The sequence below is a fragment of the Actinomyces bouchesdurhonensis genome (genome assembly GCF_900128465.1).
GTDB lineage: Bacteria > Actinomycetota > Actinomycetes > Actinomycetales > Actinomycetaceae > Pauljensenia > Pauljensenia bouchesdurhonensis.
Genome location: NZ_LT635862.1, coordinates 64,861 through 91,269, shown reverse-complemented (window position 1 = coordinate 91,269; position 26,409 = coordinate 64,861). Strand labels below are relative to the sequence as shown.

Annotated in this window: 22 protein-coding genes and 5 pseudogenes; 9 read left to right on the top strand and 18 right to left on the bottom strand. The window is 64.2% G+C overall.

The features are described from left to right. The first annotated feature begins 137 nt into the window (after window positions 1-137). The 3 genes from BQ7477_RS11200 (at window position 138) to BQ7477_RS00450 (ending at window position 1,729) form a co-directional block, all read left to right on the top strand. The gene (locus tag BQ7477_RS11200; protein WP_129582449.1) at window positions 138-488 is read left to right on the top strand and encodes a hypothetical protein; all 351 of its coding nucleotides are present in this window, start codon (window positions 138-140) and stop codon (window positions 486-488) included. Window positions 489-520: 32 nt separating this feature from the next. Continuing rightward, complete coding sequence (locus BQ7477_RS11195; RefSeq protein ID WP_129582448.1) at window positions 521-898, top strand: hypothetical protein; 378 nt, start codon at window positions 521-523, stop codon at window positions 896-898. Between the two features lie 78 nt (window positions 899-976). Further along, window positions 977-1,729: an exonuclease domain-containing protein gene (locus tag BQ7477_RS00450; RefSeq protein WP_073982393.1), complete on the top strand. Its 753-nt coding sequence runs from the start codon at window positions 977-979 to the stop codon at window positions 1,727-1,729. A gap of 318 nt (window positions 1,730-2,047) precedes the next feature. Here BQ7477_RS00450 and BQ7477_RS00445 read toward each other — a convergent pair. The 9 genes and pseudogenes from BQ7477_RS00445 to BQ7477_RS00410 form a co-directional block, all read right to left on the bottom strand. After that, a pseudogene (locus BQ7477_RS00445) lies at window positions 2,048-2,542 on the bottom strand (transaldolase family protein); the annotation flags it as partial. A gap of 2 nt (window positions 2,543-2,544) precedes the next feature. Further along, window positions 2,545-2,703 (bottom strand): annotated as a pseudogene (locus BQ7477_RS12885) (ISL3 family transposase); the annotation flags it as partial. Between the two features lie 519 nt (window positions 2,704-3,222). Continuing rightward, a complete protein-coding gene (locus BQ7477_RS00440; RefSeq protein WP_009055824.1) occupies window positions 3,223-3,912 on the bottom strand; it encodes a transaldolase family protein in 690 nt (229 codons plus the stop codon). Between the two features lie 87 nt (window positions 3,913-3,999). Beyond that, window positions 4,000-5,166 carry a macrolide family glycosyltransferase gene (locus BQ7477_RS00435; protein ID WP_073982392.1) on the bottom strand — a complete coding sequence of 389 codons (1,167 nt, stop codon included), beginning with the start codon at window positions 5,164-5,166 and terminating at the stop codon, window positions 4,000-4,002. Then, window positions 5,159-5,797: a TetR/AcrR family transcriptional regulator gene (locus BQ7477_RS00430; RefSeq protein ID WP_073982391.1), complete on the bottom strand. Its 639-nt coding sequence runs from the start codon at window positions 5,795-5,797 to the stop codon at window positions 5,159-5,161. Before BQ7477_RS00430 ends, BQ7477_RS00435 begins: the two co-directional genes overlap by 8 nt. A gap of 313 nt (window positions 5,798-6,110) precedes the next feature. Continuing rightward, window positions 6,111-6,671, bottom strand: a pseudogene (locus tag BQ7477_RS00425) (IMP dehydrogenase); the annotation flags it as partial. Window positions 6,672-6,673: 2 nt separating this feature from the next. Then, window positions 6,674-7,996: pseudogene (guaB, locus tag BQ7477_RS00420) on the bottom strand (IMP dehydrogenase); the annotation flags it as partial. Window positions 7,997-8,134: 138 nt separating this feature from the next. After that, window positions 8,135-9,094, bottom strand: a complete 960-nt coding sequence (locus tag BQ7477_RS00415) for an AGE family epimerase/isomerase (RefSeq protein ID WP_234968595.1) — start codon at window positions 9,092-9,094, stop codon at window positions 8,135-8,137. Between the two features lie 114 nt (window positions 9,095-9,208). Beyond that, window positions 9,209-10,129: a MerR family transcriptional regulator gene (locus BQ7477_RS00410; RefSeq protein ID WP_073982389.1), complete on the bottom strand. Its 921-nt coding sequence runs from the start codon at window positions 10,127-10,129 to the stop codon at window positions 9,209-9,211. Window positions 10,130-10,418: 289 nt separating this feature from the next. Between BQ7477_RS00410 and BQ7477_RS00405 the strand changes: the two genes are divergently transcribed. After that, complete coding sequence (locus BQ7477_RS00405; RefSeq protein WP_073982388.1) at window positions 10,419-10,715, top strand: WhiB family transcriptional regulator; 297 nt, start codon at window positions 10,419-10,421, stop codon at window positions 10,713-10,715. Between the two features lie 101 nt (window positions 10,716-10,816). Then, on the top strand, window positions 10,817-11,638 hold the full coding sequence (locus tag BQ7477_RS00400; RefSeq protein ID WP_073982387.1) for a DsbA family protein: 822 nt from the start codon (window positions 10,817-10,819) through the stop codon (window positions 11,636-11,638). A gap of 92 nt (window positions 11,639-11,730) precedes the next feature. Here BQ7477_RS00400 and groES read toward each other — a convergent pair whose 3' ends face one another. Further along, the gene (gene groES, locus BQ7477_RS00395; protein ID WP_073982386.1) at window positions 11,731-12,027 is read right to left on the bottom strand and encodes a co-chaperone GroES; all 297 of its coding nucleotides are present in this window, start codon (window positions 12,025-12,027) and stop codon (window positions 11,731-11,733) included. Window positions 12,028-12,260: 233 nt separating this feature from the next. Here groES and BQ7477_RS00390 point away from each other — a divergent pair, with 233 nt between their 5' ends. The 4 genes and pseudogenes from BQ7477_RS00390 (at window position 12,261) to BQ7477_RS00375 (ending at window position 18,876) form a co-directional block, all read left to right on the top strand. Next, window positions 12,261-13,502, top strand: coding sequence for a THUMP-like domain-containing protein (locus BQ7477_RS00390; protein ID WP_073982385.1), 1,242 nt, complete (start codon window positions 12,261-12,263; stop codon window positions 13,500-13,502). 65 nt (window positions 13,503-13,567) lie between these two features. Beyond that, a pseudogene (locus tag BQ7477_RS00385) lies at window positions 13,568-14,632 on the top strand (glutamate--cysteine ligase); the annotation flags it as partial. A 57-nt stretch (window positions 14,633-14,689) separates the two neighbouring features. Then, complete coding sequence (locus BQ7477_RS00380) at window positions 14,690-17,308, top strand: bifunctional lysylphosphatidylglycerol flippase/synthetase MprF (RefSeq protein WP_073982384.1); 2,619 nt, start codon at window positions 14,690-14,692, stop codon at window positions 17,306-17,308. A 2-nt stretch (window positions 17,309-17,310) separates the two neighbouring features. Further along, window positions 17,311-18,876 (top strand): alpha/beta hydrolase, encoded by a 1,566-nt coding sequence (locus BQ7477_RS00375; protein ID WP_073982383.1) that lies wholly within the window; start codon window positions 17,311-17,313, stop codon window positions 18,874-18,876. 16 nt (window positions 18,877-18,892) lie between these two features. Here BQ7477_RS00375 and tsaD read toward each other — a convergent pair whose 3' ends face one another. From tsaD to BQ7477_RS00335, 8 genes are all read right to left on the bottom strand, one after another. Further along, window positions 18,893-19,948: a tRNA (adenosine(37)-N6)-threonylcarbamoyltransferase complex transferase subunit TsaD gene (gene tsaD, locus BQ7477_RS00370; RefSeq protein ID WP_073982382.1), complete on the bottom strand. Its 1,056-nt coding sequence runs from the start codon at window positions 19,946-19,948 to the stop codon at window positions 18,893-18,895. 51 nt (window positions 19,949-19,999) lie between these two features. Further along, window positions 20,000-20,248, bottom strand: coding sequence for a hypothetical protein (locus BQ7477_RS00365; protein WP_073982381.1), 249 nt, complete (start codon window positions 20,246-20,248; stop codon window positions 20,000-20,002). Between the two features lie 251 nt (window positions 20,249-20,499). Further along, a complete protein-coding gene (locus BQ7477_RS00360) occupies window positions 20,500-21,243 on the bottom strand; it encodes a succinate dehydrogenase/fumarate reductase iron-sulfur subunit (RefSeq protein WP_073982380.1) in 744 nt (247 codons plus the stop codon). Then, window positions 21,240-23,219 (bottom strand): fumarate reductase/succinate dehydrogenase flavoprotein subunit, encoded by a 1,980-nt coding sequence (locus BQ7477_RS00355; protein ID WP_073982379.1) that lies wholly within the window; start codon window positions 23,217-23,219, stop codon window positions 21,240-21,242. The genes BQ7477_RS00360 and BQ7477_RS00355 overlap by 4 nt, the downstream gene beginning before the upstream one ends. A 16-nt stretch (window positions 23,220-23,235) precedes the next feature. Next, window positions 23,236-23,949: a succinate dehydrogenase cytochrome b subunit gene (locus tag BQ7477_RS00350; RefSeq protein WP_073982378.1), complete on the bottom strand. Its 714-nt coding sequence runs from the start codon at window positions 23,947-23,949 to the stop codon at window positions 23,236-23,238. A gap of 205 nt (window positions 23,950-24,154) precedes the next feature. Continuing rightward, the gene (gene rimI / locus BQ7477_RS00345) at window positions 24,155-24,631 is read right to left on the bottom strand and encodes a ribosomal protein S18-alanine N-acetyltransferase (protein ID WP_073982377.1); all 477 of its coding nucleotides are present in this window, start codon (window positions 24,629-24,631) and stop codon (window positions 24,155-24,157) included. Then, entirely contained in the window at window positions 24,628-25,323 is a 696-nt protein-coding gene (tsaB, locus tag BQ7477_RS00340) for a tRNA (adenosine(37)-N6)-threonylcarbamoyltransferase complex dimerization subunit type 1 TsaB (protein WP_073982376.1), read from the bottom strand. Before tsaB ends, rimI begins: the two co-directional genes overlap by 4 nt. A gap of 275 nt (window positions 25,324-25,598) precedes the next feature. Beyond that, window positions 25,599-26,409 (bottom strand): ADP-dependent NAD(P)H-hydrate dehydratase (locus BQ7477_RS00335; protein ID WP_129582447.1); only part of this gene is annotated, 811 nt, incomplete at its 5' end.

The window sequence follows — 26,409 nt, the reverse complement described above, 5'->3', positions numbered from 1 at the left end:
TAACACACAGCGCGTACAAATCAGACCGAAACGAGGTTTACACTAGCACTTCATAGAACATACGGCGCCGCCACCCCACCCAAAGACTTCACAGCACATATGACGCAACTAACAATAACGGGAATAGAGCTAGCCACATGGGAAATAACAACAGAAAACGAAACACTAATCACAAGAAAAAGAAGCAAACAGTAAAAGTAAATTCATCAGACACCACACAGGCAACACGAAACATCGACACCCAAAACAGAGGCACTCAACAAACTCAGGCACACGAAGAAAATAGATTTAGTGCACAAGAAGAGCTTTATAAGGTTGAAAATCAGCAATATGAGCTACTCACAAAGCTATTTGCTTTCCTGCTCACACTTTACGGAATTGATTTTTTCAAAAAAGCATATTATCGAAAGCATCAGCAGAGGAACCGCCTTACATTCACTACGCGATTCCGGCAATACTACTTACCCTGCTTGCCACATGCGCACTAAAGCTCCATCGCGTCAACCAAATTCAAAAGGGCATGGCACGTGACATCAACAACTTTTATACAAATAAAAGAACCCTGCGGGCATTCAAGACGATCTGCGGTCCAGGCAAGTACGAGCACAATGCAGCCCTCAATCTTTGGCAGAAACGACTGAAAAGGAAAGGCGCAAGAGAAGGACTTTCAAATCCGGAAATCGTGAGTGAAATCGGCAGCAGATACGCTAGCTGGCTTGGACTTGCGGCTACATTCTTCGGACTAGTCTTCCCCTCGGTCCCCCAATTGGCATCATATGCCACAGCCGCACTCCTCTTCGCCTCAGCTGTTTTTACAGCATATACATTCGTCTACTTTAAAGCTTCAAATCAACATCTGGTTAATCAGATACTCAGACACGAAACCCAGCAGTGCTGACACTTTCCAGGCACACCCGGTACGCAGATGTGCCCGCCCTCTGCCACACTGGAGGAACCGGCAAAGACAGGAGCAATCATGAGCTGGATCGAGGACCCGTGGATGGGTTTTGACACCGAGACGACGGGAGTGCGCGCGCTCAAGGATCGCCTCGTCACCGCCGCGCTGGTGCTGCGCATCGACGGCGCATCCTACCGGTCCGGCGTCAGCGCCCCCGATCAGGTGGCCACGTGGCTGACCGACCCGGGCGTCGAGATCCCCGAGCAGGCGACCGCCGTCCACGGCATCACGACCGAGCAGGCGCGCCGCGACGGCCGCCCGATTGAGGATGTCCTCCACGAGCTGGCCGGTTCCATCGTCGAACATTGGCTGCGCGGCTACCCGGTCGTCGCCTTCAACGCGACGTACGACATCACGCTGGTCAACCAGGAGCTGCGCCGCCACCACCTGGGGTCCTTCGAGGAGCGCCTGGAGGGGGCGCCGATGCTGGTCGTTGATCCCCTCGTCTTGGATCGGAAGCTCGACCGCTTCCGCAAGGGCAAGAAGACGCTCACCGATATGGCGCCCGTCTACGGCGCGGTCGCCTCCCCGGACGCTCACACGGCCGAGGTCGACGTGGCCATGACGCTTGACGTGCTCGCGGGCATGGTGGATAAGTACCCGCAGCTGGCGTCCATGAGCGCCCTGGAACTCACCGACTATCAGCGTCATGCCCACCAGGATTGGGCCGAGGACTTCGAGAAGTACCTGCGTAAGCAGGGCCGCGACGCTACCATCGACCGCGAGTGGCCGCAGATCACACCGCGAGGCCGCAGCGACGACCAGCAGTAAGGGCAGTTCGGGCGGGGGCCGGCAGGGCTGGCCCCCGTTTCGTTGTGTCTGAGGTGCCGCGCACAGGGGCCTGAATGAGCCGTGTGGGAAGGCCCGAACGAGGCAGTGGCCGGGGTCGCGCCCGGTGGGCGGCAGGATCCGGCTGCTCAGCACGCGCTACGCGCCACCAGTGTGGGGCCGACGGGGCCGCAGCTCCCGGNTAACCTATCCAGATGCGCATAACCTATCCGCGTGCGCATAACCTATCCAGATCAGCCCAGGCAGAGGGCGCAGCAAGGCCCGGAGGCGGAACTCCGCCTCCGGGCCTCTACACACAGCTCACTTGTCGTTGATGAGGTCCAGCCACGTGCGGCGCTCGCCCACGAGGATGCCGAAGTCGCGGTTCTGATCTGCGATGGCGGCGTCGGTCGCGGGGTTCTTGATGAGGGCGGCCAGCACGTCGGGGGCGGCGGTGATGGCGCCCACGCCCTGGCGGACCAGTTCGAGGACCTGCTCGGAGTTCTTGAAGGACGCGGCCAGGACGTCGGCCTTCAGGTCGTAGGTGCGCAGCGTGCGGTGGATTTCGGAGGCGACGCGCACGCCGTCGATGCCGTAGTTGTCCATGCGGTTGACGTAGGGGGCGACGTAGCGGGCGCCGGCCTTGGCGGCCATGAAGCCCTGCATCGAGGAGTGGATGCCGGTCGCGGTCACCTGCATGCCTTCACGCACGATGCGCGGGATGGCGGCGAAGCCTTCGCGCGTGACGGGCAGCTTGATGAAGAGGTTGCCGCCGATTTCGCCGCGCAGCGCCCGGGCCTCGGCGACCATGTCGTCGNAGGGCAGCCAACCAGCTGGTTGCACGACTCAACATCGAGCACCAGGGCCCCTGGGGTGCGAGTCACGCTCATCAGATGGAAGCCCTCCAAACCGACGAGCAGATCACACCGATCACAACGATCAAGCGACGCACAGCAGCAGCAGGTAGGGTGAGACACCGCCCGAGGTCCTTTGAAGATCGCGGGGGTTGAAGTCCGCTCATCATCAAGGACCTCGACCTCTACCCGCAACCCCCGACCAACACCCGGTCACCCACACTCAACTCGGAAGAGCCCTTAATAACCTATCCAGATGCGCATAACCTATCCGCGTGCGCACAACCTATCCGAATAAGCCCAGGCAGAGGGCACACCAGAGGCCACAGGGCCGGGCGGGCTTCGAGCCGACGCGCCGAGCAAAGCTCGCGGCGCGAACGGCGAGCAGGCGGGCGAAGCCGCTCAGCACCCACCACGCACCACCAGTGTGGAGGTCGCCGGCCGGGCCGCAGCCCCCGGCCACCAACACGCATCCGGATAGGTAGCGAACATCCGGATAGGTAACGAACATCCGGATAGCTTAATAACCTATCCAGATGCGCATAACCTATCCGCGTGCGCATAACCTATCCAGATCAGCCCAGGCAGAGGGCGCAGCAAGGCCCGGAGGCGGAACTCCGCCTCCGGGCCTCTACACACAGCTCACTTGTCGTTGATGAGGTCCAGCCACGTGCGGCGCTCGCCCACGAGGATGCCGAAGTCGCGGTTCTGATCTGCGATGGCGGCGTCGGTCGCGGGGTTCTTGATGAGGGCGGCCAGCACGTCGGGGGCGGCGGTGATGGCGCCCACGCCCTGGCGGACCAGTTCGAGGACCTGCTCGGAGTTCTTGAAGGACGCGGCCAGGACGTCGGCCTTCAGGTCGTAGGTGCGCAGCGTGCGGTGGATTTCGGAGGCGACGCGCACGCCGTCGATGCCGTAGTTGTCCATGCGGTTGACGTAGGGGGCGACGTAGCGGGCGCCGGCCTTGGCGGCCATGAAGCCCTGCATCGAGGAGTGGATGCCGGTCGCGGTCACCTGCATGCCTTCACGCACGATGCGCGGGATGGCGGCGAAGCCTTCGCGCGTGACGGGCAGCTTGATGAAGAGGTTGCCGCCGATTTCGCCGCGCAGCGCCCGGGCCTCGGCGACCATGTCGTCGGCGCGCTGGGAGACGATCTGGACGTGCAGCTGGGCACCGTCGGGCAGGACAGACTTGATCGCGTGGAGGACCTCGAGGGGTTCCTTGCCTTCGCGGTACAGGATCGTCGGGTTGGTCGTCACGCCGTCGATGGGCAGGTATTCGAGGGTCTTAGCGATCGCATCGACGTTTGCGTGATCGATGAGGATGAGCATGGGCGGCTCCTTTGCGCTGTCGTGGGGTTTTCGCACCACTAGGATAGCGCGGGCGGGAGCAGCCCACCGACTGCTCCCGCCCGCAGTTCACGCTCGATCGAGCTGTTTAATGATGAGCTTCACCGCTTGTGCGTTGCCCCCTGCGTTCCGCGTCTCTTGGCGAAACTCGGACAGGCGCGCATGGCACTCACGATCCGATAGCACGCGCATTGCCGCCTCACGAAGGACATCGGGAGTTGCTTCGCGGATGTCGAGCGCTTCACCCAATCCCAGTTCCTCCACCCGCCGCGCCACAGTCGGCTGGTCATTACCAACAGGAACAACCAGCATCGGTACACCGTAGAAGAGTGCCTCATTGACACTGTTCATACCGCCGTGGGTAATAAAGAGAGATGCTCGCGAGAGTACCTCGAGCTGCGGAACCCTGCGGCGAACCATCATCGTAGGAGGAACGGGCCCTAGGCTCTCGGGGCGCACCGAGTCACCGATTGCCATGACAACACGCATACCAGTGTTGCCGAAAGCTTCCAGGCACCGACGGAAGAACCGTTCGGATTTGTTGAGTTCTGTTCCGAGAGATATGTAGACGAGAGACCCACTGCCCTCAGGAGGCTCAAATGGCTCGTGGCGACGTCCATCGATAGATGCACCTACGAATGCATACCTTGATTGAGGAAATTCATTGGCGTACACCTGGAAGCTCCGAGGCGTGTAGGTAATGTTGAGAGCAGGGCTATTACGCACAATCTCAGCCTCAAGCTCTCGGAATCGCCAGCCATATCTCCTACTCATAGGTGCAGAGATGAGCGATCTCAGGCGCGGAAAACGAAAGATTGAGGTTAGGTACAACCCGCCGTTGCGCCCGAAGTCTTCCAGCACATGCTCATTAAGTGCGAAGGTTGAAAATAGCCTAATGGGGACTATCCCCAAACGGTCAGCGAGCGCCTTGCCTGATACAAAGAGCATTTCGTAGATCAGACAGTCGTATTCTGCGCCAATACGCAGCACTGTCCGATAAGCCGCACGCCAGCAGCGCATGCGATCCTGGAATGGACTCGGGAAGAGGGGATAGTCATCGTAAGGGACGAAACGTACGCCCGTATTTTTCACCGCTTCTCGCCACGTAGGCGAATGAACATAAGTGACACGATGCCCCATATCAGTGAGCATCCGAGCTAAGCCGAGCGTCGGGTTCGTGTGTCCAGAAAACGGCAAATTCACCATGAGAATGGAGTAGGATTTGCGTTCACTCATAGAAACGACCTACCCCGTTCTTGATAACTGCGATAGCGTCCTCACTGAGTACCTGCGCATCGAAACGCTCGAGGAACGCAGCGATGAAGTCCACCTTTTGACACATTCGCTCATACGTATCCGCAACGATCAGCGGATCGACCCACACATCGACAAGGAGGACCAACACTTCAGCAACTTCATGGGGGAAGATACAGCCGATTTCACCAGACTCCATTCCCTGGCGCAGCATTTGTTCCAGGTGGGGCGCAAGCTTTGTCAGCGAGTGACGCAATGATTCCAGTAAGGCTTCAGGAACCTCACTCACCCAGTTGGCGCGCCCGAGACCACTTTGCGGACTAGACGCGACCATGTGCGTCGCGAGGACCGTCATTCTATCGGTCACCGACGCATCAGATTGCGCAGCAAGGTCTTCGACAAATACGTTGAGATAGCACCACTCTCCCTCTATAACGGAACGGAGCACCTCCTGCTTTGACGAGAAATGATGATAGATCGCCCCCTTCGACATTCCACTCGTCCTGACGATGTCTTGCATGGTGGTCGTGTCGTAGCCCTTCTCTGCGAAGAGCTGGCGGGCAGCTAGACAGATCGCTTCACGGGCACGCTCGGATTTCTCGGCCTGATTCATACAACCTCCATTCCAAACCGACGGTCGGTTTTACTTTAGTTTCCTCCTCCACCCCCAACAAGACAGCTCACTGAAGAGTCCGGATGACAAGACGGGCCACACTGCCACGACTTGACGAAAGAACCAGCTCCCCGTCCTCTTTACACAGCCCCCCACCCACACAGTCGCCACATAAACCCTTGTATGTTTCCACAACACAACATGCCCGCTACCAACTCAGACAGCGCATCTCCCCCGGTCACCCTTGAAGACAAGAAGCGGGCGGGAGCAGCCCACCGACTGCTCCCGCCCGCATCAACCGCTCGACCTGCGATTACTTCGCGGAGGAGGAGTGGTAGTTCGGCGCTTCCGTCGTCATCTGAATGTCGTGCGGGTGCGATTCGCGCAGGCCCGCGCTGGTGATGCGCACGAAGCGCCCATTGGCCTTGACCTGGGAGATCGTGGAGGCGCCCAGGTAGAACATGGTCTGGTGCAGGCCGCCGACGAGCTGGTAGATGACCGACGCGAGGGAACCGGTGTAGGGCACCTGGCCCTCGATGCCCTCGGGGACGATCTTGTCGTCGGAGGTGACGTCGGCCTGGAAGTAGCGGTCCTTGGAGTAGGACTTGCGCCCGCGCGAGCTCATCGCGCCGAGCGAACCCATGCCGCGGTAGCGCTTGAACTGCTTGCCGTTGGTGAACACGACTTCGCCGGGGGACTCCTCGCAGCCGGCCAGCAGGGAGCCGAGCATGACGGTGTCGGCGCCGGCGACGAGGGCCTTGCCGATGTCGCCCGAGTACTGCAGGCCGCCGTCGGCGATGAGCGGGACTCCGGCGGGGCCGCAGGCCTGGGCGGCCAGGGGGATGGCGGGGATCTGGGGGACGCCGACGCCGGCNCGGTGTAGGGCACCTGGCCCTCGATGCCCTCGGGGACGATCTTGTCGTCGGAGGTGACGTCGGCCTGGAAGTAGCGGTCCTTGGAGTAGGACTTGCGCCCGCGCGAGCTCATCGCGCCGAGCGAACCCATGCCGCGGTAGCGCTTGAACTGCTTGCCGTTGGTGAACACGACTTCGCCGGGGGACTCCTCGCAGCCGGCCAGCAGGGAGCCGAGCATGACGGTGTCGGCGCCGGCGACGAGGGCCTTGCCGATGTCGCCCGAGTACTGCAGGCCGCCGTCGGCGATGAGCGGGACTCCGGCGGGGCCGCAGGCCTGGGCGGCCAGGTGGATGGCGGTGATCTGGGGGACGCCGACGCCGGCGACGACGCGGGTGGTGCAGATCGAGCCGGGGCCCACGCCGACCTTGACGGCGTCGACGCCCGCGTCGATGAGCGCCTGCGCGCCCTCGGTTGTGGCGACGTTGCCGCCGATGATGTCGATGCCCTCAAACGTCGGGTCGGCCTTGATGCGGCGGATCATGTCGAGGGCGAGTTGGGCGCCGCCGTTCGCGGTGTCGACGACGAGGACGTCCACGCCGGCCTCGGCCAGGGCGGTGGCTCGCTCCCAGGTGTCGCCCCAGTAGCCGACGGCCGCGCCGACGATGAGGCGCCCGCGCGAGTCCTTCGTGGCGTTGGGGTACTGCTCGGTCTTGACGAAGTCTTTGACGGTGATGAGGCCGGTCAGGTGGTCGTTCTCGTCAACGATGGGCAGCTTTTCGACACGGTGTTCGGCCAGCAGGTGTTTGGCGTGTTCGCGGGAGATGCCGACCTGGCCGACGACGAGGCGGTCACGCGGGGTCATGCAGTCGCGCACGCGCAGGGTGGCCCACTCGCCCTGGGGGACGAAGCGCAGGTCGCGGTTCGTGATGATGCCCAGGAGGGTGCCGTCCTCGTTCACGACGGGCAGGCCGGAGACGCGGTAGTGGCCGCAGAGGCGGTCGAGTTCGTCGATGGTCGCATCGGGGCCGACGGTCACCGGGTCCTCGACCATGCCGGATTCGCTGCGTTTGACCTGGCGGACCTGCGCGGCCTGCTCCTCGATGGAGAGGTTGCGGTGCAGGACGCCGATGCCGCCCTGGCGGGCCATGGCGATGGCCATGCGGGCTTCGGTGACGGTGTCCATGGCGGCGGACAGGAGCGGCACGCGCAGGGAAATGTTTTTCGTGAGGCGACTGGACGTGTCAACGGATGAAGGAACGACGTCCGTGAGCTCGGGCAGGAGCAGGACGTCGTCGTAGGTGAGGCCGGTCAGGCCGAAAGGATCATGTGTTGCGAGTTCTCCCATGGGCCAATTGTAGGTGGTCGGCGGGCCTTTCGCGTCCCTTCGGGTGTTGCGCGGAGCGCCGTGCACGAGGCCGGGGCGCATATACGGGCCGAGGCGCGCGAGATACGCCATAGGTTCGAGGCCGGTGCAGCTCCGGGGTCAAGCGACGCTGCTGCGGTGGGCCGCTGNGGTGGGGTCACGCGTGTAGATGATGCCGCCGATGCCTTGATCGGTCCAGCCGTCGGCGAGTGCGCGGTCGTAGAGTGCTGTTGCCGTGTCGAGCATCCAGAGGCACGGGGTCTCTCCCATGCGGGTGAGAATCGCGTGGGTCTGGCCGATGAGACGCGCGGCTTTAAAGCCGAGGCCGGGCAGGGTGTCGCCGGGCCGGATAAGTTCGAGGGGAGGCTGCTCACAGGAGGGGGGTAGGGGCCGCCACTCCTCGTCGTAGAAGTCGGGGAGGGCGAAGCCGCAGCGCGCAGCGACTTCCCCGACGAGGCGAACAATGGAGCGTGCGCGATCGAACCAGACGCGTTGTCCCGTGGCCTCCCACGCAGCCAGGTAGGCCTGGGCGGTGTCGAGGTTGGTGGACAGGCGCCGCAGGGGCGAGCGCTTACCGCTGGCCGCGTCGATGTTTTCGCGTACGGCTCCGTAGGAGGGATCCCACCAGCGCGTATCCTGGTCACGGTCGAGGTCATCCAGGAGGGTGCGCGCGTCCTCGTGGCCTGCCAGGATGGCGGCGGCAGCTGCGCCGATCATCGCGGATTGGGCGCGCTGGGAGAGGATTGCGCGGGGCACGGGGGTGGCGCTGGTCTCGGAGGTGGGGACGACCTCGGCGTACCAGGAGCCGTTCGCAGCGCGCAGCGGGCCTGTCAGGGCGGCGAGTCCATGGGAGACCAGGTGGGAGGCCCCTTCAATGCCGCGCATCTGGGCGAGCGCAAAGACGTGGGTCATGCGGGCGCTGATGCGCGCGTCCAGGGGGCGTCCGAGGTCCGCCTGGCCGTCGGCGCGCAGGTAGGCAAAACCGACCCGCGCCTTCGACCGGGACGCGAAGGAAACGAGCGCGTCGAAGTCGGCGTCGAATGCGCGGCGTAGATCCTCATTGTTCCAGGGGGCGTTCATGACTGTTCTCCTGCCGGTGCGTACTCTCACGGTATCACCTGACCAGGACTCTTGGCGTGAGCGGGCGACACGAGGGGGCTGACTGTCTCGGCTAGGGTGCAGGGGCCTGGCAGGTTAGGACCGGCCGATGAGCTGCAGGTCGGCTTGAGGTGCTAGAAGCGCGAGGGCTTCCTCGACGCAGGCGCTGACCGTTCGTACCCGCTGAACCTGGGTGGCCAGGATGTCAGGGGTGTCGGCGCCCACGATGATCGTGGGGCCGCCGTAGCGGGCAATCAGGTCTTGGACGGTGTTCGCGCAGGAGGGGCCGGACCCGAGGACAACGGTCAGGGCTGGTACTCCGGCGCGCACGTATTCGCGGAAGCGGTCGATAGCACGCACTCCCCCATACTGTTCACTGGTGAGCAGGCGCGCGTCGCATCCGTACCACGCTAGGGCGACGCCAATGACTTGGGCGGGGGTCTCGTGGAGGAGGTCGGTGAGGATGGCGACGCGGTCTCCGCCGACGAGTGAACGGGTTGGTCGCGAGAGGTAGACGGTTCGGCACAGGCGTTGGAAGGCGTTGACCAGCATGAGGGCCGGTGGGCATCCGACGGGTTCGCCGGCTGGGGCACAGCGCAGGGATTTGAGGGTGGGTTCGACGAAACGTGACCATGTATGGACGAGGCCGTGGCTGGCGACGGCGGCTTCGAGGACTTCCTCGAGGCGAGGGAGGTCGTCAGCGAGGATGACTGAGCGCAGCTGAGCGGCGTTGGCGGGGCCCGTACTCGGGTGCACGCTCACGTCCGCGAGGGCGCGCTTGGCGGCTTCGCCCGCGGGTAGGCCCGCGTGCAGGTGGTTGACCATGGCGCGCAGACGTTCGACGTCTTCTGGTTGGTAGCGGCGTCGCGATCCGGCTTCGCGTCTTTCGGGGCCGAGGCCGTAGCGGCGTTCCCAGGTGCGCAGCGTGGAGGCGGAGACGCCGAGTTCGTCAGCGACGGCGGACACGGTGCGTGAGCGGTCGGCGCGGCCAGCGTGGGTCAGGATCGCTCGCGGCATGGTCCCTCCCGAGTATTGTCTCCGTGTTTCTTTCAGATTCTTGCTTGTTAGGCGCGCGAGCGCCACAGGAAGAGGAATAGCTGGTAGCCCATAGTTGTTCATCAAGTTGTTCACGCGTCGTTCGCAGCGTCCACCGCATTCTTTTCGACATTTGTACAGACCAGGCCCCGCGCTATGAGAACTGTCTCATACTTCTGACAAGGGTCTTGAATAACTACCGCATAAGTGCTTATTCTTGCGGACATCGTGTGCCGAAAATGTCGGCACGACAGACATGAAGGAGGCACACATGACTGACGTCTCCCGTCTGCCCGGACCCATGATCGACGCTTGGGAATGGCAGTACGAAGCGGCGTGCCGAGACCTGGACACCGAACTGTTCTTCCACCCCGAGGGGGAGCGCGGCTCGACGCGTCGGCGTCGCGCGGCAAACGCCAAGGCGATCTGCTCAACCTGCCCGGTCATCGAACAGTGCCGGTCCTACGCACTGGCTGCCCAGGAACCCTACGGCATCTGGGGCGGAATGACCGAGGAAGAACGACGCGAAGAAATCCGCTCCTCCGGACGCGGGCGTCGCGTTTCCTAACGCGCAACCGAACTGCAGGTGCGGCATCGCCACCGCGATGCCGCACCATTTTAATGCCCAGGCTCTGCCGGCACCACAACTAACGTTCCACAGGAGGACGCATGACCACCAACGACGCCAAGGCCTCGTCCACGAGTAAGAAGAAGACGGACACCGACCGGTTCCAGCCCAACGTCTACAAGACCCTGTTCTTGGTCACCGCGCCCGTCACCGCCATGCTCGCAGGAGCCTGCGTGTGGATGGGCGTCCAACTGTCCTCCACATCACCGGCAAGTCAGGCAACCCCCGCCGCCACCGCCTCATCCCAGCTGCCCACGGCCGAGCAGAGCGCTGAACCGAGCCAAACAAACCCGAACAACCTGTCAATTATGAGTTCGTTCATACGACACGACGCTGGCGATCAGCAGGCGAAAGGCGACATTAACGCGCCCGTCACGATGGTCGTCTTCTCCGACTTCGCGTGCCCCTACTGCACGAAGTTCGCCCAGCAGGTCGACCCCGCGCTGGCCGACCTGGTGGAAGACGGCACCCTTCGCATCGAGTGGTATGACCTGGCGCAGATCACCGAAACGTCTCCACTGGCCGCCCAGGCGGGCATCGCCGCGGCAGAGCAGGGCAAGTTCTGGGAATTCCACGATGCCGTGTACGCGGCTGCCGACCCGAGCGGGCACCCCCAGTACTCTGAGCAGTCCCTCGTGGACTTCGCAGCGACAGCCGGCGTGCCTGACCTGGACAAGTTCCGCGCGACCATGCTCGACCCGATGACCGTCACCAAGGTAGCCTCCGCCAAAGACCAAGCCCATCAGGCCGGTATCACCGGAACGCCCACGCTCTTCATTAACAAGGCCTACATCCCCGGCTTCCGCGACGCATCCTACGTGCGTAACACCGTGCTGGCCCAGGCCGCCGAGGCCGTCTCCTAACGCAACGCAGCGCCCAGCATTGGGCATACAACGGGGGCGGCCCGGAAGAAAATCTTCCGGGCCGCCCCACAAGTGGCTGGCCGCTGAGGCGATCAGCGCTCCACGATCGCCAGGACGTCGCGCGAGGACAGGATCTGGTATTCCTGGCCTTCGTACTTGACCTCGGTGCCGCCGTAGCGCGAGTAGATGACAACGTCGCCGACCTTAACGTCGACGGGGATACGGTTGCCATTGTCATCGACGCGGCCAGGACCCACGGCGATAACTTCGCCTTCCTGTGGCTTCTCCTTGGCGGTATCCGGAATAACCAGGCCGGAGGCAGTGGTCTGTTCGGCCTCAACCTGACGGATGACGATGCGGTCCTCGAGGGGCTTGATGGAGATCGACATTGTCGTTCCCTTTCTCTTTGTCACGAAGGTGCTCGTCCTTTCCCTGCCGTCGCGGGGGTCAGGTGCAGGACCGGGTCGCGGGGCGATCCCGCGTTTCCTCCATGAGTGTAGTTGCGCTCCTGGCACTCGAGCAACCTGAGTGCCAAGCAGTTCACCCTGGGCGATTCGCCCACACTGCTCACCTCGCAGCGTCGGGCACGCACGCGCCCGTGCAGAGATGGGACAATGGGGCGGTGAGCGCCCTGACCTCGATCCTCTCTTCTCCCGGCTGGGAGCTGCTGGCCTCCCTGCAGGCCCGCCAGGAGAACAACCCGATCCCCTTGACCGAGCTGGGCAGCGCTCTGCGCGCCCGCGGCATCGAAGCGGAACTAACGGCAGCCATTCTCACCCAGCTGGCCCTGCGCCATGCGGCGCGCACAAAGTTCGGTCCGGTTGCCTCCCACATGGTCTTCACGCGAGACGGGCTGGAGCAGGCCACTCGCCTGGTAGTGGCAGTGCGTCACGCGCAGCGTTTCCGCGACTGTGGTGCGACGCGGGTGGGCGACCTGGGCTGCGGGATCGGGGCGGACGCCCTGGCAATGGCGGGGCTGGGTCTCGACGTGCTGGCCGTCGACATCGACCCGGATGCCGCCGGAGCGGTGGCCGCAAATCTGCGGGACTTCGAGGGCGCCCAGGTGCGCTTGGGGGACGTCATGGACCTGGACATCGCCGAGTTGGCCGCTGAGGGCGTTGATGCGCTCTTTGCGGATCCCGCCCGGCGCACCGGGGCCTCGCGAGGCTCCGCTCGGATCACGAACCCGCAGGCCTGGTCCCCTCCCCTGTCCACGGTTCTCAGTTGGGCTCGCACCATCGATCGAGTAGGGGTCAAGGTGGCGCCGGGCATCGCGTATGACTTCATTCCGGCGCACTGGCATGCCCAGTGGGTGAGCGTGGATGGAAAGCTCGTCGAGGCTTCCCTGTGGTCCCCTGCCCTCGCGCCGGAAGGCGCCGGCCGCTCGTGTTTGCTCCTGAACGAGGCCGGGGTGGCCCACCGCCTCGTTTGTCCTGAACCAATGGCGGCAAATGAACCCGCCGAACGCGTGGAGGTCGCTCCCCTGGGTCGAATCATCGCAGAGCCAGACCCAGCGGTGATCCGTTCAGGTCTCCTGGCGCGCCTGGCGCACCAGGCCGGAGCGGGCATCGTCTCCGACAAGATCGCATACCTGACAGGCGACAACATGCCTGACAGTCCCTTCTACGATCGCTTCGAAGTCCTCGAAGTGACAAACCTGCGCTCCAAGGCGATCGCCGCAGCTCTCAGATCGCGAGACGCCCGCAGCGTCGAAATTAAGAAGCGAGGAGCGGACATCAATCCCGACGAGTTGCGCAAAGCCCTCAAGCTCACAGGCGCAAACCCCGAATTGACAGTTATCGCGACGCGCGTGGGGGGACGCCACCGGGCGATCATCTGTCGGCGGTTGCCCGCAAACCTGTAAGGAAGCTCTCGAGTGGCACCGGGGAACTCCCTGACACAATGGAGGCAATCAGCGAAAGGATCATCATGACCCTGCCCTTCGGTTCCTCCCAGCGTTCAACGATCGGTATCGAGTGGGAACTCCAACTGGTCGATCGCGACTCACACGACCTGCGTCAGAGCGCGGACGCGATCATCGACCGCGCCACGATCGACGGAAAGCTGTACCCTGGCATCCACCGCGAGATGCTCCTCAACACGATCGAGGTCGTCTCACAGCCTCGCGCGACCGTCGCCGAGTGCATCGGCGACCTCACCGGCTGCATCGACTTCCTGCACCCCTTGGCCTCGGACCTGAGAATCGACCTGGCAACAGCCGGAACGCATCCCTTCGCGCGCCCCGGCCGCCAGCGCGTCACCGACTCCCAGCGCTACGCCCAGCTCGTCGAGCGCACCGCCTACTGGGGCCACCAAATGCTCCTGTACGGGGTCCACGTCCACGTCGGCATCGAGGACCGTGCGAAGATCCTGCCGATTCAGGCGGCGCTAACCGCCCATCTCGGCCACCTCCAGGCCATCTCCGCGTCCTCCCCTTTCTGGGCAGGCGAGGACACCGGATACGCTTCCAACCGCGCGATGGTCTTCCAGCAGCTGCCCACCGCCGGCATTCCCCGCCAGTTCGACACGTGGGAGGATTTGGAGTCCTACACGGACGACATGATCCGTACGGGCGTCATCGAGGGCTTCGACGAAGTCCGCTGGGACATTCGCCCCTCGCCCGCCTTCGGCACGATCGAGAACCGCGTGTACGACGCGGCGACGAACGCAACCGAGGTCGGTGTCTTCGCGGCCCTCACCCACGTCCTCGTCGAGCACTTCTCGCGCCTGTACGACGCAGGCGAGCCGCTGCCTTTCCTGCCGGACTGGTTCGTCGCTGAAAACAAGTGGCGCTCTGCCCGCTACGGCATGGACGCGACTCTCATCGTCTCACGCGACGGCGCAACCGAGAGCGCCCGCGACGGCATTGCGCGCCTGCGCGAAGAGTTAGCGCCCATCGCTGCCGACATGGGATGCGCGCGCGAATTCGCCGGCCTTGACACGATCCTGGCGATCGGAGCCGCCTACGAGCGCCAGCGCGCGGTCGCGGCGGCCNCATACGGGTTTATCCTATGCTTCGGAAGCATCACAACGGTTTGAGAGGAACCCGCCGTGGCTGAGGATGAAACTGACTCGCCCGAACCCCGCACATCTGCCCTTCGAAGCATCACCGCCCCACTGGCCGCGACGGCACGAACTCTGAGGCTCCTCGTCTCCTCGCTAGCGCGGCTCACCGCCCGCTGGCTCTCCCACGCCCCGGCTACGGCCGCCGTGACGATCGCCCTCGCCTTAGTCTCAGCCACCTACTTCGTGTGGCGCGACCAATTCGCCACCCTCGAGGCCAACCCCTCCTCATCCCACTGGTGGTCAATCATCTCCTCCATCGGGGCGGTCCCCGGCCACTTCCTGGCCACCGCGGTGCTCGGCATCGTCACCATGATCGTTGCCGGAGGCGCGATCGAACGTCACCTCGGCACACGCGCGTGGGTGGCAGCGGCCCTGTCCGGACAGGTCGTCGGCGTGGCCGCCACGTGGGCGACCCTGCCCCTACTCAAGCGCGCCATCTCAGAATGGGGCCAGGCAATCGGTGAGGGAACCCTGTGGGGGACCAGCCTCATCCTGGTCGCTCTGGCGGGAGCTGCCGTGCAGTCCCTGGGTTCGCGCTGGCGGTGGAGGGCCCGCTTCCTCCTCATTGGCGTCCTCGTTCTCTCCTCCGCGATCCTCGGCTCGGCGATCTCCTACGCGCGCGTGTGGGCGCTCCTGGCCGGCATGGTCGCCGCGCGGGCGGCAGGAGTGCGCGGCACAGAATCCGACGCATCGGACGACATCACTACCGGCCGCCAATTCGTGTCGATTGCTGCCCTGTGCTGGGCGTGCGCGGCAGCTCTCACGGTCGTGTCCTCCGCGCCCGAGGGTCCCCTCGCGCAAATGCGTTGGTCGCTCGGGCCGGCTTGGTGGCTCGAGGGCCGTACGGGAGTCATCACGACGCTCCTGTGCCTGGCACCCATCACCTTGCAGCTTGTCTTCGCCTACGGACTGCGTAAGGGGCGGCGAGCCGCCTACATTGGCACTCTCATTCTCCAGGGCCTCCTCGGCATTTCGACGCTGACGTCAACCACCGTCGAACTCCTAGCGTGGAACGGACCGGACGATCCCCTGCGCCCCGAGGTGACGACGGCTGCTTCGCTTCTGCTCATGCCAGTCCTCCTCAATGTCGCGCTGTGCGCCGTCACCTTGTGGATGCGCCGATCCTTCACGATCCACGCCGCGCCATCCACGACCTCGACGCTGGCGCGCCGCTGGCTCATCCTCATGGCCGTGTGCGCGGCTACCGTCCTCGTGCTCGGGCTCCTCACAAGCGACTCGTTCATTCCTTTCTCCGCGTTGGCCTCGGGTGAAGACCTCTCGGAGGCGCCCAACGCCACGCCCCTGCAGGTGTTCCACGACTACGCCCTCGCGCTCCTGCCCACGGCGACAGCTTCGATCTTCGAGCCTTCGCTCGTGCCCATGACTCTCTTGGCTGAGGCTCCCGTCCTGTGGATGCCCCTCGTCGCGTGGGCGGGAACCCTCGCGCTCGTGCTGCGTGCACTCCTCGCTCTGCCGCGCGTCCCCGCGTCCTCGCCGCTCGACGATCTCACGCCGCTCCTGCGCGCACACGGAGGTGGAACGCTCGGTTGGATGAACACCTGGGAGGGCAACCAGGTGTGGGTGTCCCCCTTCGACGAGGCCGGGGTCGCCTACCGGGGTGCCGGGGGCGTCGCGCTCACCGTCACCGACCTCGCCTACGAGGAGGGCAAAGCCTCCCTGGCGATCGCTGAGTTTTCTTCCTTCTCCGCCTCCGCGGGCCTCACGCCGGCGCTCTATTCCATCCACGCGGACTTGGCCGACGCTGCCCGCGCGCAGGGCTGGACAATCATGCAGGTCGCTGAGGAGTCACTCCTGGATCTGCCTGGCCTTGCTTTCAAGGGAAAGGCCTACCAGGATGTGCGCACCGCTATAAACCACGCTAACCGTGAGGGTGTTGAGGCCCGCTGGACCACCTGGGACGAATGTCCGCAGGGGTGGAAGGACCAGATCACCGTTATCTCGCAAGCGTGGAGTTCCGACAAGGCCCTGCCCGAAATGGGTTTCACGCTCGGCGGCGTGCGCGAACTCGCCGTCCCCGAAACCCGTATCCTCGTCGCGATCGACGCTGATTCTACGATCCACGCAGTCACCTCATGGCTGCCCGTCTATCGCGGCGGGAAGATCATCGGACTCACGCTCGACGTTATGCGTCGCCGCACAACCGGCTGGCGCCCCGCCATCGAGTTCCTCATCGGTAAGGCGGCCCTGTCCGCCCAGGAGGAAGGCCTAGAGTTATTGTCTTTGTCCGGCGCACCCCTGAGGCGCTCCGCGGACGACACGTCCGTTTTCGGCCCCCTCACCGACGCTTTGGCGGCGATCATGGAGCCGCTCTACGGGTTCACGTCCCTGCACGCCTTCAAGCGCAAGTTCAAGCCGCGCACGCAACCCCTGTACCTGGCAGTCCCCGAACCCACCGCGCTGGCCACCGTCGGACTGGCAATCTCGCACGCCTACGTTCCCTCGGTCTCCCCCGCCCAAACCCTCACCCTGTTAGCTTCCGTGACCGGTGGTCTCGCCAAGCTCGCCGCGAAGGGTGTCGGTGACCTGCGCTCGGCCCGCGCCACGCAGCGCCCCGCCGCATCCGCCACCTCCTCGAAGGACTGACCATGTCCCTTCTCGCTTCGCTTTCTTTAACCTCGCTGCACACCCTCACAGTCGTCGCCGCGCTCGCCGTCTTCTCTCTCCTCGTCGGAGCTTTCCTGCTGCCGCGCTGGGCACCCCGGCGTTTTCCTCGAACCGCGAGGCACCGGCTGGGTCGCGCAGCCCTCATCCTCGTGCCTATGCTCCTCGTCACCTCCAGCGGCGCACTTGTTCTCAATCGTTCCCTCGGTCTCGTTAAGACCAGCGGCGATCTCGGAGAACTCATCGCGTCAACCATCGTGGGCGAGGACGCACAGTCCGGGGGTGAAGCAACCATCGCCAACCAGCCGATCGACCCGGCCTCCCTCGACGCAACATTCACGCGGACCGACGACGGGATGCTCACTACCACGTGGACAGGTCCGATCAGCGGTATCACGCTGCCCGTCTTCGTCATCGCCCCCCGCGACTACTCCCCCACAGACGGCAAAACCTACGCAGTCATTGAACTACTCCACGGATACCCGGGCGAAGCCGACGGCACCACCCAGGGCGCTCACGTCCAGGAAGCTCTGGACAACGCCATCGACGCCGGGATTATCCCGCCAACCATCATCGTCGTGCCTTCCCTAAGCGTCGACGAGGAAGCGCACGACTGCGCGGACATCGAAGGACGCCCCGCCGTCTACACGTGGGCGGCACGCGAGATACCGGCGTTCATCCGTCACAACTTCCCCGGCGCCTCCGACAAGCGCGACGCGTGGATGCTCGGCGGTTTCTCTGCCGGAGCGTACTGTGCGGTGTGGACCGCCATGCGCACGCCGCAGACCTTCGGATCGGCCGCCTCACTGTCGGGCTACGACACCCAAATTGAGGGACAGATGACCAACCAGGGCGACCAGTACCTGGCAGACAACACGCTATCCACCATGCTGGCCAAACGAGTCCCCGACGGGTTACGCATCTACGCGATGGCGGCCGCTGATGACGGGGCGGGTGGAGCACCCGCGGCTATCAAGATGGCCGAGGCCGTAAAGGCGCCCGATACTGTCACAACGGACGTGCCTCCCACCGGCGGACACGCCGGGCCACTATGGCGTGAGCACATCCCAACGATGCTGGCCTGGTGGGGGTCTTCCGATCGGGTCGCCACCGCAGTGGGGGCGGCACCAACCGCGCAGGTCGCCCAGGCCTCCGATGCCTACGCGTCCATCGTGCCGGCCACGACCGTGACGCGTTCGGAGCGGCCCACCGCCCCGAACGGAGTGTTGGCTCTCATTGTGTTGATCCTGGCGACCGCCGCGTTCGTGACAGCGACCTGGCGCTTCGGGGGGACGTGGCGTACCTTCCTGGTGGGAGACACCGACCAGGTCGCCGCCCGTTCCCGGTTCTTTCGGCTACCCATGCCGCGGATCATCGCTTCGCTCCCCCGCCCGATCGCGGCATGCGTCACCTACCTGGCGCGTCTCGGCTGCCTCAGTGCTGCGGCGCTCGCCGGCGCCGCACTCATCGGCGTGTGCGCGAACATGGCAGGTGGCTTCTACACCTCGTGGGGTTCTGTCGCCGAATCCATCATGGAGGGGCTGCGCTGAGCACAACCCCACACGTTCAGGCGCGTGGGGGAACGTAGGTCGTCGTGAGTTCCATGCCGGAATCCGGCGAGAAATCCCAGTCCGACGGAGGCAGGCCCGCAGCCACCAGCTCCGAACCGATAGCCGCGATCTGGGCGCCGTTATCCGTGCAGAAACGCAGCGGAGGCATACGCACCTGGACGCCGACGGCCTGCGCTCGCTGCGTAAGCAACGCACGCAGGCGGGAATTTGCGGAGAATCCGCCGCCCACGACGATCGTGTTGCAACCCGTGTCTAACGCCGCGCGAACTGCCTTGGCCGTCAAGGAGTCATTGACGGCCTCGGAAAACGCGGCACACACGTCCTCGCTGCGAAGCTGCTCGCCGGAATCCCGCGTTCCTTCGATGTAGCGGGCGACCGCGGTCTTCAGGCCCGAGAACGAGAAGTCGTACTTGTGGCGTTCCTTGTCCTTACCCGCGGCCAGGCCACGCGGGAAGCGAATCGCCTCACGATCGCCCTCTTGCGACAGGCGATCCACGTGCGGGCCACCCGGGTAGGGCAAGCCGAGAAGACGACCGACCTTGTCGAAAGCTTCGCCAGCGGCATCGTCCAGCGTGCCGCCCAACTCGACGACATCCGTCGCAATGTTTCGAACCTCCAGAATGTTCGAGTGCCCGCCCGAAACAACTAAACCAATGAAATGATCCGGCAGCGGCCCCTCCGCGAGCTTGTCGACCGCGAGGTGACCGATGACATGGTTGACGCCATACAGCGGCTTGCCCAGGGAAGAGGCCAGGGCCTTGGCCGCACAAATACCAACCGTCAACGACCCGACCAGGCCGGGTCCAGCGGCGACCGCGACCGCGTCCACATCCGCGAGAGTCACCCCGGCCTCGTTAAAAGCCGCGTCAAGGGTCGGCAGAAAAGACTCCAGGTGCGCGCGCGACGCGATCTCCGGAATAATGCCACCGTAGCGGGGATACTCATCCATCGATGTGGCCGTGCGGTCGACCAGCAACTGTGTGCCACGCACCAAGCCGACACCAGTTTCGTCGCACGTTGACTCAATACCTAGGACCAGGGGTTCACTCACGTCCTCTAGTGTAAGTCGGTGCGCGCGCCGTCGCCGTACGCCGTTGATCGGCTATTCGTCGTTGTCTTTACCAGACCGCGCGTTCGCGACGAACATCGCGACCCCAGCGACGGCGAACACCAGCAGCGACCACGGGAAAAGCGAATCGGCGACGGGTTTGACCTGGGGGGAGCCGAAAACGACACCCACGAGCAACAGGATTGACAGGAGAGCGAAAACGATCATCGCGCCAATCCCGATAGTTGCGCTGACCCAGTAACGACGCGTATGCGTGTTCGGACCAGTTTCATCAAATTGCATGGCGGAACTCCTCTCTGAGCCGATGACGTCTCACCATGATACGCCCAAATCGCACTCGCAAGCGTCTTTCGCCAGCCACAGGACCCTCGACCAACCCCTGACGGGTCATGACGGGCGAGGAACAAGACGAAGACGCAAGGACGCACCCACGTGCAAAGAACCCGATAGCCCTGACGTCGAAACATGGGAGGCTGCGGTGCTCAAAGGCCCGGCGCACCGAGGTGCGCCGGGCCCGTAGCCACTCCGGTAGGTCAGATGCCTTTGAAGGCAGCCTTTCCGAGCTGGCGGTTAAGGTTTGCGATCACGTCAAGCGGGATCTGCTTGGGGCACACCGCCGCACACTCGCCGATGTTCGAGCAGGAACCGAAGCCCTCCTCATCCATCTGGTTGAGCATGGCGACGACGCGCCTGTAGTTCTCAGGCTTGCCCTGCGGGAGCAGGCCGAGGTGAGTGACCTTCGCGGAGGTGAAGAGCATCGCGGAGGCGTTCGGGCAGGCAGCGACGCACGCGCCGCAGCCGATGCATGCGGCAGCTTCGAACGCGCGATCCGCGTCCTGCTTCGGGACGGGGGTCGCGTGGGCGTCCGGGGCTGCACCCGTGTTGACGGAGATGTAGCCGCCGGCCTGAATGATGCGATCCAGGGCGGAGCGGTTGACCACCAGGTCCTTGATGACCGGGAAGCCCGACGCGCGCCACGGTTCAATCGTGATGACGTCGCCGTCCTTAAAGGAACGCATGTGCAGCTGGCAGGTCGTGGTGACCTCCGGGCCGTGAGCGATACCGTTGATAACGATGCCACACTGACCGCAAATGCCCTCGCGGCAGTCGGAATCGAAGGCGATAGGTTCCTCGCCTCGTGCGAAGAGCTCTTCGTTCAAGACGTCGAGCATCTCCAGGAACGAGGACTCTTCCGAGATTCCCTTCACCTGGTATTCATGAATTGCGCCCTTGTCTGTCGGACCGTTTTGGCGCCAAATCCTCAGTGTCAGGTTCACTTGTAGCTCCGCTGCTTCAGCTCGATGTCGTTGTAAATCAGGTCTTCCTTGTGGAGGATCGGGGGCTGGCCGTCGCCGGCAAACTCCCAGGCCGCCACGTACAGGAACTTGTCGTCGTGACGCAGGGCCTCGCCCTCGGGAGTCTGGGACTCCGCGCGGAAGTGGCCACCGCACGACTCTTCACGGTGCAGGGCGTCAATGCACATGAGTTCGCCCAGCTCCATGAAGTCGGCAACGCGACCGGCCTTCTCGAGGGACTGGTTGAGTTCACCGATCGACTTGCCGGGGACGCGAACGTTCTTCCAGTAGTCGGCGCGCAGCTCGCGGATCAGACCGATGGCTTTCTTCAAGCCGGCTTCGGTGCGCTCCATGCCGCAGTACTCCCACATGATCTTGCCCAGTTCCTTGTGGAAGGAGTCCACGGAACGGGTGCCGTTCACCGACATGAGGGTGTCGATGCGCTTTTGCGCCGACTCGAGTGCTTCCTTGACGGAGGGCGAGTTCTTGTCGAGCTTGGGCAGGTGGAAGCAGTGCGCCAGGTAATCGTTGATTGTGTTGGGCAGGACGAAGTATCCGTCCGACAGGCCCTGCATGAGCGCGGAGGCTCCCAGGCGGTTCGCTCCGTGGTCGGAGAAGTTCGCCTCGCCGGCCACGTACAGGCCGGGCAGGTTCGACTCGAGGTCGTAGTCGACCCACAGGCCACCCATCGTGTAGTGCACGGCAGGGTAGATGCGCATGGGCACCTCGTAGGGGTTGTCGCCCGTGATGCGCTCGTACATGTCAAAAAGGTTGCCGTACTTGGCGGAGACGGCGGCCTTACCCATGCGCTGGATGGCTTCGGAGAAGTCGAGGTAGACGCCGCGAGCGACACCGTCGATCTTCGGGCCGACGCCGCGGCCTTCGTCGCACATGTTCTTGGCCTGGCGGCTCGCGATGTCGCGGGGCACGAGGTTACCGAAGGAGGGGTAGATGCGCTCCAGGTAGTAGTCGCGATCCTCTTCGGGAATCTGACGTGGATCCTTCTCGCAGTCTTCAGCGCGCTTGGGAACCCAGATGCGACCGTCGTTACGCAGCGATTCCGACATCAGAGTCAGCTTCGACTGTTGGTCTCCGTGCTGGGGGATGCAGGTCGGGTGGATCTGCGTGAAGCAGGGGTTGCCGAAGTATGCGCCTTTACGGTAGGCACGCCAGATGGCGGTCGCGTTGCAGCCCATCGCGTTGGTGGACAGGAAGAACACGTTGCCGTAGCCGCCGGTGGCCAGGACGACCGCGTCGGCGATGAAGGTCTCCAGCTTGCCGGTGGACATGTCGCGGGCGATGATGCCACGCGCCTTACCTTCGTCGACGATGAGTTCGACCATCTCGTGGCGTGAGTGCTCGGTGACGGTGCCGGCCGCGACCTGGCGTTCGAGCGCCTGGTATGCGCCGATCAGCAGCTGCTGACCGGTCTGGCCGCGCGCGTAGAAGGTACGGGAGACCTGGACGCCACCGAAGGAACGGTTGTCGAGCAGGCCGCCATACTCGCGGGCGAAAGGAACACCCTGGGCGACGCACTGGTCGATGATGTTCGCGCTCACCTCAGCGAGCCGGTAGACGTTGTCTTCGCGGGCACGGTAGTCGCCGCCCTTGACTGTGTCGTAGAACAGACGGTAGACGGAATCGTTGTCGTTACGGTAGTTCTTCGCGGCGTTGATACCACCCTGCGCGGCAATGGAGTGCGCGCGGCGGGCGGAATCCTGGTAGAAGAAACAGTCGACGTTGTAACCCATTTCGCCCAGCGATGCGGCTGCTGCGCCGCCTGCCAGGCCGGAGCCGACGATAATGACGCGCAGCTTACGGCGGTTAGCGGGGTTAACCAGGGCGGCTTCGAACTGGCGGCGCGCCCAGCGCTGCGCGATCGGGACGTCGTGGGAAGCCTTGGTGTCCGCGATCTTGTCGCCTTCACGGTAGAGACCGTGGATGAGTGTGTCGGTCATGATTGCGTGCCCTTCCTCAGTGGATCAAGCCGGTGACGATGGCGACGGGCGGGGCCATGAACATCACGAAGATGAGCAGGCCAACGAATCCCGAGAGAACGACCAGGGGGTTGCGGGTCGCGGGGCGCACCCATCCGAGCGACTGGAACATGGACCAGAAGCCGTGGGAGACGTGGATGCAGGCGCAGCCAACGAACACGGCGTAGAGAATCACGAGGACCGGCGACTGGAAAGAGTGGATCATGCGATCGTAGGGCGTGGTGACGTCAGCGCCGAAGTTCGCGATCTTCGCGGGCAGGCTCACGGTGGTGAAGTGAGCGATGTGGAAGATCAGCACCAGCAGGATGATGATGCCGCTCATGCGCATGGTGCGCGCAGCGTAGGAATCCGTGACGGACTTCTTCACAACGTAGCGGGTGGAGCGAGCGCGACGGGAGCGCCTCCACGTGTAGGCGGCAGCCCACAGGTGGATGATGAGCATCAGCGCCATGGCGGCGCGGAAGACCCAGATGAATCCGCCGTGCGGGAAGATCGGCACGAAAGCCTCTTCATGCAGCCAGTGCGCGTAGTCGTTGTAGACCTGCGCGCCCAGGAACATCTTGAGGTTGCCGTAGGAGTGGAACAGCAAGAAGAAAACGAAGACGAAGCCCGAGACGGCCATCAGCTGCTTCATAAAGACGCTGGTGGTCCACGCGCGGCGCTTCTTCGTTGCGACATTTTGAGTGGCCATGTTTGAAAGCATATCGGCGTGGTCAGCGCCGGTTGTAGGACTATCGCACGAGGCCTGGCAAAGCGCGCGTTGACACCGTGTCATTTTCCGCTATTTCCCGCGGTTTATGCCTCCTCCCACGAACCTTCACGCGTCGAAAATAACCCCTGTTTAACGCTGCCGATACTGAGCTTTCGATAGCCGAATAATGTGATGCGGACGGTTCCTATTTGGTGACGGCCCCTGCGCCCGGTCCGGGCAGGGATGCGCGCATTTCGAGGGCATCCTCGACAGGGTTGCGGAAGTAGCGCGGCCTGCGCCCAATGTCGGTGAATCCACGTGACTTGTAAAGAGCGATGGCTCCTTCGTTCGAGGGGCGCACGTCCAGGAAAATATCGACGGCCCCGGCCTTACTCGCCCACGCGAGAAGGACATCAAGGATGGCGGCGCCGACGCCTTGTCCGCGCGCGCACTCGCGCACGCCGATCGTCATCACGTCCGCTTGGTCTGCGCCAACTTTCACGCCGCCGTACCCGATGGGAACCCCGGCCTCGTCGGTCGCGATCCAGTAGCGTGAGGCAGGCGAGGAGAGTTCCTCGGCGATCATGATGGGAGTCCAGGGGTCCTCAGGGAAGACCTCGGCTTCCAAGGCAGCGAAGAGATCGCGGTCGCGAAGATCGGCGACGCGCAGCTGGCTGATCATAGGCGCGCGGCGGGCTGGCCCTGAATGTCGGGCCGACGCAGGTAGAGAGGGTCGGTTCGCAGGCGGTCCCCCTGACCGTGGGCCAGCCGCGTGGCGACGAGGCGGCTCATGACGGCAGGATCGAGTTCCACCTGGGGGCCGACGTCGACGCGCGCCAGGGCCGAGGCTGAGTGCGCGGGGACGGGCGCTCCGGCGACCACGAGGCCGGGTGCGCTGTGCATGGCGGAGAGCAGGGTGGAGACGTCACCGACTTCGAGGCGTCCTTCGAGGGTAACGTCGTTGGGCCCGGCGGCAACGTAGGAGCCCCAGTAGAGTTCTCGGCGGCGCGCGTCGGCGATCGCGTAGACGCGGGTCTCGGGGGCCAGCACGTCCAGGCCTTGGCGGGCGATGACATCCAGCGAGCAGACCCCGTATGCGGGAACGTCGGCGACGCGGGCGAGAACGCGGGCTGAGACGAGGCCAGCGCGCAGTCCTGTGAAGGGGGCTGGACCGGTGCCCACGAGCACGCGGTCAATCCCCGCGTTGGCCAGGGTAGGAGGAAGTCCCGCGTTTTCCAGTGCTGCACGCACGAGCGGAGTGATGGATTCGGCGTGGCGTCGCCCGGAGTCGTTGCGGGCGCGACCGACGACACGACCCTCATCGATGATGGCGACGACGGTTGCGGCTTGGGTGTCCAGGGCTATCTCTCGCACGCTGAAATCCTACTCGCCGCGGGTACGCTCGTCGCTGGCAGGAGCGTTGGCACCCGGTTCCGTGTCCGCGCCGGGCATCCCGGCCTGGTTGATACGCGTTCCCCCGTGGGCGGCGACGAGCGCGTCGAGGATGCCGTCCCAGCGGTGTCCGTGCGCGCGCAGGATGATGCGGCNGTTCGTTCGTGGAAGTCACTCCCCTAGTATCTCACGCGCACCCCTCCCCGCCGCTTGGCCGGTCCACGGATGCGGTGCGCTCAGCCCCGTGACCGCCCATCTCAGAACCCTGGTATGGCGAAGACCTCCGGGATCGCGTCGGCAATGTCGCGCGCCTGGATGGGGGCACGACCGTCGTACCGGTCGGCAGCCATCGTCGCCGCTCTTCCATGGATCCATACGGCTGTGGCCAGTCGCTCAGGCGTAACAGCCTGCGCCTTCCCGTCGGGTCCGGGCAGCGCCCCCTCGTCTCTGACCGGGCGCGCCAGGATGCCGGCGGTCAGGCCAGCCAGGACGTCGCCGCTGCCGGCAACCCCCGCCCACGACGTGGTGGTCGGCGCGACCACCGTGGAGTCGCGGCGGACGACGTTTTGTTCCATGCTGTCCAGGTCGGGGAAGCCCGACTCCGGGTTGATGAAGCTCGCCAACAGCGCCTGGTCACGGAGCATGTCCGCGTATTCGAAGGAACGAACGACCGTGATGGGACCCTTGAGGACGATGTGGCATCCCGTGGCCTCGTGGAGGAGGTTCGCGTAGCGGAGTGGGTCCGCTGATACGTCTTCTCTGGCGGTCGGCGCGCCCAGACTGGTGAGCAGGCGCGCGGCCTCCCCATGGTGTGGCGTGAGGACCGTCACTTCAGGGTTGATGACGTCAGCAAGATCGGGGACCAGGTCGAGGGCCCACGCATCGATAACGAGCGGCATCCCACAATGGCCACAGAATTGAGCCAGTTCGAGAGCATCCTCACGGCGGTCTTCATCCAAACCAGGGCCGATGAGGGCCGCCTGGATGCGCCCGCCCACCATGACGACGCCCGGCTCGGCGGCTAGCACGAGGTCTTGGACGCGGCGGGGGGGGGTTAGGGGCGCCATG